Source organism: Frankia sp. RB5, assembly GCF_059816245.1.
This window is the reverse complement of record NZ_JCBATA010000137.1, coordinates 1-2,540: the sequence shown is the minus strand read 5'-3', so window position 1 is coordinate 2,540 and position 2,540 is coordinate 1. Positions and strand designations below refer to the sequence as shown.

Annotated in this window: 2 protein-coding genes and 2 pseudogenes; 1 reads left to right on the top strand and 3 read right to left on the bottom strand. The window is 71.0% G+C overall.

What is annotated here, in order from left to right:
- Positions 1-64: 64 nt before the first annotated feature.
- A pseudogene (locus AC6EXY_RS33130) lies at positions 65-259 on the top strand (AMP-binding protein); the annotation flags it as partial.
- A 129-nt stretch (positions 260-388) separates the two neighbouring features.
- Here AC6EXY_RS33130 and AC6EXY_RS33125 read toward each other — a convergent pair.
- The 3 genes and pseudogenes from AC6EXY_RS33125 to AC6EXY_RS33115 all read right to left on the bottom strand — a co-directional run.
- Positions 389-1,159, bottom strand: a complete 771-nt coding sequence (locus tag AC6EXY_RS33125) for an SDR family NAD(P)-dependent oxidoreductase (protein WP_101833565.1) — start codon at positions 1,157-1,159, stop codon at positions 389-391.
- Positions 1,160-1,237: 78 nt separating this feature from the next.
- Entirely contained in the window at positions 1,238-2,077 is an 840-nt protein-coding gene (locus AC6EXY_RS33120) for an enoyl-CoA hydratase/isomerase family protein (protein WP_101833566.1), read from the bottom strand.
- 269 nt (positions 2,078-2,346) lie between these two features.
- Positions 2,347-2,540 (bottom strand): annotated as a pseudogene (locus AC6EXY_RS33115) (hypothetical protein); the annotation flags it as partial.

Below are 2,540 nucleotides of genomic sequence, written 5' to 3'. Positions count from 1 at the left end.
TCATCGACGGTGACGATGTCGCGCAGTTCCTGGAGGTGAACATGGCCCCCGGTACAGCGACCCGCTGCCGAGCGCGGCGCCGGGCGCGCTGCCACCGTCGCTGGCCGGCGAGCCCGCGCCCGGGCCCGACGACACCGCGATCGTCCTGCACACCTCCGGCACCACCGGTCTGCCCAAGGCGGTCCACTACCGGCAGCGGCCACTCGCCGCCCGGGTCGACATCTACACCCGGCTGGTCCCGCTCGGGCCGGGTGACGTGTTCGTCCATTTCTCTCTGGAACCCGATCGCCGCGCTGCTGCGACAGTCGACGCCGCCAGCAGGGCTACCCGGACCACGAGATCAGCATCGGAACCAGCGACAACTTCGAAGGGAGCGGCCGTCCGGCGGTCAGCGTCCGTGTGGTGGGAGGCGGGCTCCGCCGTCGAGACGGACGGTGTCCCCGTTCAGGTAGGAGTTCTCGCAGGCGTGCAGGACGAACCGGCCGAACTCCGCAGGGTCGCCCAGGCGGCCCGGGGCCAGCGCCGCCCGGGTGTATGCGTCGAGGATCTGCTGTGGGAGCCCGGTGACCGGCGGCGTCGCGAAGGTGCCGGGGGCGATTGTCACGACGCGGATGCCCAGGCCGCGCAGGTCCCGGGCCGCGGGCAGCGTGAGGCCGGCGACGCCCGCCTTGGCCGCGGCGTAGGCACACTGACCTTCGGTGCCGTCGAAGGCGGCGATGGAGGAGGTGTTGACGATCACACCGCGCTCCCCGCCGTCCAGTGGCGGTGTGCGGGCGATGGCCGCGGCGCCCAGGCGCAGGCAGTTGAAGGTGCCGATCAGGTTGACCTCGATCGTCCGGCGGAACATCGCCAGATCGTGGGCCTGGCCGTCCAGGCCGACCAGCCGCGCGCCGCCCGGCACGAACGCGCAGTTCACCATGATTCGCAACGGGATCTCCCGCGGAGCGCCCACGACCGCCTCGACGGCCTGCGGGTCCGTGATGTCCGCCTGCCAGAAGTGGGCCCGCTCGCCCAGCTCGACGGCCAACCGCTCGCCGCGGTCCACGTCAAGATCGACGATCGTCGTGTCGATGCCGGCAGCGACGAGACAGCGGACCGTGGCCGCGCCGAGCCCGGAGGCCCCGCCTGTCACGACGGCCGAGGAGGTGCTGAGATCCATGCGTCTGCTCCGTTCATGTGGCAGGCCGTTCGGCTGCCCGGCGCGTCACGCGTCGGAGCGGGGCGCGGCGTGGGCTGGCTAGAGCGGTGTCCTGGGTCCGTGGGCGAGGAAGTCGCGCAGTCGTCCGCGGGCGTCCTCGGTGGCGTAGGACTCGCACCACCGGCGCAGCTCCAGCTGGTTCGCCTCGGTGCCCGAGACGCTGTGGCCGGCGTCGATGAGTTCTTTGAACCATGCCTGTGACGGGCCCGCGTAGGGGACGAAGGTCTGGGCGAACGCCAGCGCCCGCGGCACGGTCTCCTGCGCCGGCATCACCTCGTTGACGAGGCCGATGCGCAGCGCCTCGGCAGCGGTGATCGCCTCGCCACCGAGGTACATCCTCTTCGCCATCGCGGGCCCGACCAGGCGTGGCAGCCGGTACACGCCGCCGCCGATGCTCGTGCCGCCCAGGATGATCTCGGGCGTCGCGAGCTTCGCGCGCTGCGACGCGATCCGGTAGTCACAGGCCAGGGCGAGCTCCAGCCCGCCACCGAAGGCGATGCCGCTGATCGCGGCGATCACCATGCACGGTAGTGCGGCGATGGCGTCGAAGGTGACGAGATACTTCTCGCCGAGTTCGCGGACGTAGTCCGGATCGGTGATCTCCCGGACCGCCGCGTCCAGCTCGGCGTCGCTGACATCGGTCCTGTTCTGAAAGCGGGTCCGATACGTCTCGGATATCTCACCGCCGAGTGCGAAGACCTTCGGCCGGCCGGTGATCACCACGGCCCCCGGCGGCGCGGTCCGCAGTTCGTCGGTGACCGCGTTCAGCTCGGCGAACACGGGGCGGGTCAGCGCGTTGACCGGCGGATGGTCGATCGTGATCAACGCGACGCCGTCCGTCCGACGTTCCAGCCGCACCAACGTACCGTGCCCCGCCATACCGCCCCTTCACCCTCGACCCGTAAGCCGCTCATCAACTAAATGATTGCGCTAATCGTCTAACGCGAGTGTTACCTGGGTCAAGACTGCACTGCCGATGCGCGAGCCGATCCACCGTCCGGGTCGCTGCCGCCGGCAGCGCCTTCGACGTGCCGGCGCCGCCGACGCTGTCACTACCAGCGCCCCCTGCGCCAGGGCCAGCGCGATGCCGCGCCCTATGTCCTGACCGGCTCCGGTGACCAGCACGACCTTGCCCGCGAGCCGATCCGTCATCGGGTGTCTCTCGTCAGCTGGGCGGCGGAGGTGGTGGGGGTGGCGGCGGTCGGGTCGATCTGACGCAGCAGTGGCGCGAGGTCCTCGGCGATGGTGCGCACGTTGGCCGCCACCCGTTCGGCAGGCATGCCGGGCAGCGCGGCCCAGAAGTACACGAGGTCGACCGGCGCTCCCGCGCTGAAGTCGCGTA

Coding starts and splice junctions, on each gene's coding strand:
- AC6EXY_RS33125 (WP_101833565.1), bottom strand. CDS start 1,159: ATGGATCTCAGCACCTCCTCGGCCGTCGTGACAGGCGGGGCCTCCGGG.
- AC6EXY_RS33120 (WP_101833566.1), bottom strand. CDS start 2,077: ATGGCGGGGCACGGTACGTTGGTGCGGCTGGAACGTCGGACGGACGGC.